Origin of the sequence: Pyxidicoccus fallax, assembly GCF_012933655.1 — a bacterium.
GTDB lineage: Bacteria > Myxococcota > Myxococcia > Myxococcales > Myxococcaceae > Myxococcus > Myxococcus fallax.
On record NZ_JABBJJ010000625.1, the window covers coordinates 1 to 3,061 of the forward strand.

Annotated in this window: 4 protein-coding genes; 1 reads left to right on the forward strand and 3 read right to left on the reverse strand. The window is 70.9% G+C overall.

Going from position 1 to position 3,061, the window contains the following annotated elements:
- The 3 genes from HG543_RS52760 to HG543_RS52770 all read right to left on the reverse strand — a co-directional run.
- A partial coding sequence (locus HG543_RS52760; protein ID WP_500690515.1) for a GspE/PulE/PilB domain-containing protein occupies positions 1-673 on the reverse strand: 673 nt, incomplete at its 3' end.
- Between the two features lie 9 nt (positions 674-682).
- The gene (locus HG543_RS52765) at positions 683-1,447 is read right to left on the reverse strand and encodes a GspE/PulE/PilB domain-containing protein (RefSeq protein ID WP_169352539.1); all 765 of its coding nucleotides are present in this window, start codon (positions 1,445-1,447) and stop codon (positions 683-685) included.
- Between the two features lie 61 nt (positions 1,448-1,508).
- The gene (locus HG543_RS52770) at positions 1,509-2,357 is read right to left on the reverse strand and encodes a DUF4292 domain-containing protein (protein ID WP_169352540.1); all 849 of its coding nucleotides are present in this window, start codon (positions 2,355-2,357) and stop codon (positions 1,509-1,511) included.
- Positions 2,358-2,399: 42 nt separating this feature from the next.
- Between HG543_RS52770 and HG543_RS52775 the strand changes: the two genes are divergently transcribed.
- On the forward strand, positions 2,400-3,061 hold a 662-nt coding region (locus HG543_RS52775), incomplete at its 3' end, for a MotA/TolQ/ExbB proton channel family protein (RefSeq protein ID WP_169352541.1).

The following is a 3,061-nucleotide window of genomic DNA, read 5'->3' on the forward strand; positions in this document are numbered from 1 at the left end:
TGTCCGCGCCGGGCGGGGGCGGCGGGCCATCCACCGGAGGAGGCGGCGGCGTGGCCTGCGCGCGAGGCGCGGCGCGGCCGGGAGCGGGCGCGGCGGCCTGGGGCGCGAGCTTCGGGGGCGGCTTCGCCGCGGGCTTCGGCGCGGACTGGGGCGCCTCGGGGAAGTCCCACTCCAGCGGCGCGCCCTGCGCCACGGGGGGCTCCTCGTCCAGGGGCTCCGCCTCGACGATGTCCAGCGGCTCGCCGCGGGCGCGCGCCAGGGCGGTGTCCAGGTCGTCCGAGGCGACGACGAAGACGCGCACCTGCTTGCGCAGCTGGAAGCGCAGCTCGTCCACCAGCGTCAGGTCACCCGGGTCCTCCACCGCGACGTGGATGCGCTCGGTCTTTCCCTCCACCTCCAGCCGGAACGGCATCACCCGGTGCTCGGCCTGGAAGTCCAGGGACACCAGCGAGGTGACGGCCGGGGGGATGTCCTCGGGCAGCTCGGTGAAGGGCAGGCCGTGCTGGGTCGCCAGGGCGCGCGCGATGTCCGCGCGCGTGCACAGCCCCTGGGATATCAGCACCTCGCCCAGCTTCTGGTTGCCGGGCGCGCCACGACGGCCGAGCGCCGCCCGCACCTGCTCTTCCGTCACCACTCCCGCCGCGATGAGCAGCTCGCCAATCTTCTTTCGCATGGGCCCGGACTACCGCTTGACCTTGGCGAGGTACTCCTCGCGGGAGAAGACACCCTTCTCGATGAGCAGCTCGACCATCGCCTTGAGGGCGGCGACCTCCTTGCGCTGCACCTCCTCCACGCTGCGCAGCAGCTCCGCGGGGCTGCCGCTGGCCGCGGGGCGCACGGTGGGCGTCTCCGTGCTGGGGCGCGTGGGAGCGGGCGTGGGCGTGGGCCGGGCCGCGGGCGCGCTCGTCGCGGCGGCGGCGGCCGGGTCCAGGTCCTTCAGGTTCTTCACCACCGTGCGGCCCTGGGCGTCCACCACCTTGAAGTTGGTGTCCGCGTCCTCCAGCTCGGCGTTCTCCTCGTAGATGCGCGAGAAGGCCCGGGCAATGGAGCTGCGGCCCGCCACGTTGGGGACGATGCGGCACTTGGTGACGGCGCGCAGCTCGTCCAGCATCCGCACGTTGAGCGGGTCGGACATCGCCACCACCAGCGTCTTGCCGTCGTCGCGCAGCTGGAGCGGCAGCACGGAGAAGTCCCGCGCCGTCTGGGCGGAGATCTTCGCCTTGACGTGTGGCGGCACCACCTGCACCGCGTCCAGGTTCACCGCCGGCATGCCGAGCTGCTTGGACAGCGCGCGCACCAGGATGTCCTCGGAGACGAGGCTCATCCTGACCAGGATTTCGCCGAGCTTCCCGCCCCACTTCGCCTGTTCGGCGAGCGCGGCCTTGAGCTGGCTCTCCTGCAGCACGTTCGCCTTGATCAGCAGTTCACCGAGCTTGATCTGTGCCATGTCGTTGGAACCACTCTAGATCGACTCGGCGGTCAGCGCCCCTTCTTCCGCGCCTGCCCGCTCAGGAACCCGGCACGACCGGAGGCGAGGCTGACACCGGAGGCCCCGGCGGGGGGCTCCCGGCCGGCAGCTCCCGGCCCCGCTCGTCCACCTCCACCACCTTGGCCCCCTCGGGCGGAGCCATCTCGTACAGGGTGAGGTCGGGCCGCCCGTTGAGGGAAATCTGCTGGTAGCGAACCTGGAGCTTCGTGTCGGCCTGCTCGGCCACCAGCTCCACCCGGCCGGGGAAGATGAGCGAGCCCTTCTCCAGGAAGTCGTCGAAGGCCAGGTCGTACCCGGGCACGCCGCGCACCTGGCTCTTGAGCACGCGCAGGTACTTCGTGTGCACCTGGAGCACCTGGGTGGCGGGCCCCCGGTACAGGGTGAGCACATAGGTGCCCTTGTCGCGGTCCAGCTCCAGCGTCATCCGCTCCGGGGGAATGAGGGGCACCTGGCCGAGCATGATGGCCACCAGCTCCTCGCCCGGCAGCACCACCGGCAGGAAGCGCGAGACGTTCTCCGCGCTCGCGGGCCCCTGGTACCAGGTGTTCGTCTCGGACTGGTACAGGCCGAAGCGTTTGCCGTCCGACGCCAGGGAGGCGAGCGGACGGTTGAAGAAGTCGAAGGTCTCGAAGTGCAGCAGGGCCGGCCGGGTGATGGCCACGAACATGCTGATGGTACCGCTGGCCTGGGGCGACTGGACGCGCAGCTTGGCATCGCCCTCCAGGGACACGATGTTGTCCTGGTTCTCCTTGACGCGCTGATAGACGACCTGGGCATCGGTGAGCTGGCCCTCGGGGCCGAACTCGATGTTCTTGGGACAGGCTGAACAGAGAACTGCCAGGAAGATTGCGGCGGCTGCGCGGTTCATATCTCCTAGTCTGGGCCATGCCGCCCGCCCGGTCACCCACCAATGAGCCTGAACGACATCCTTCATTACCTCCGCCTGGGTGGCGTCACCCTCGCCCTGCTCATCCTCGCCTCCATCATCGCGCTGGTCGTCGCCGTCGAGCGGCTCATCGCGCTGTGGGGGGTGAGCGAGCGCTCGCGCACCCTCGGCGAGACGGTCAACAAGCACCTGCTCCGCGGTGACGTGGCCGCGGCCCGCACCGCCGCCGAGCGCTCCGACGCGGTGGCCGCCGACATCTTCCTCGCCGGCTTCGACCGGCTGGAGCGCTCCCGGACGTCCGGAGGCGCGGGTGTGGAGGCCGCCGTGGAGCGCGAGCGCGCCCAGGTAGGCCTCAAGCTGCGCCGCAACCTGTGGGTGCTCGCCACCATCGGCTCGATTACCCCCTTCGTGGGCCTGTTCGGCACCGTGGCCGGCATCATGCGGTCGTTCAAGGACCTGGGCCTGGACGTGGAGGCCGGCGGCACCGGCGGCAGCGCGGCGGTGATGACGGGCATCTCCGAGGCGCTCGTGGCCACCGCCGTGGGCATCCTCGTCGCCGTGCAGGCGATGCTCTTCTACAACTACTTCCAGGCCCGCCTGTCGCGCGTGCTGGTGGAGCTGCGCCTGCTGGGCGACGAGTTCGTGGAGCTGCTCAAGGAGCGCGCCACGGGCGCTCCCCTCCCCCC

What these genes read in the sequence shown, in the direction of transcription:
- HG543_RS52765 (WP_169352539.1), bottom strand. Translation starts at nt 1,447, where the DNA reads ATGGCACAGATCAAGCTCGGTGAACTGCTGATCAAGGCGAACGTGCTG.
- HG543_RS52770 (WP_169352540.1), bottom strand. Translation starts at nt 2,357, where the DNA reads ATGAACCGCGCAGCCGCCGCAATCTTCCTGGCAGTTCTCTGTTCAGCC.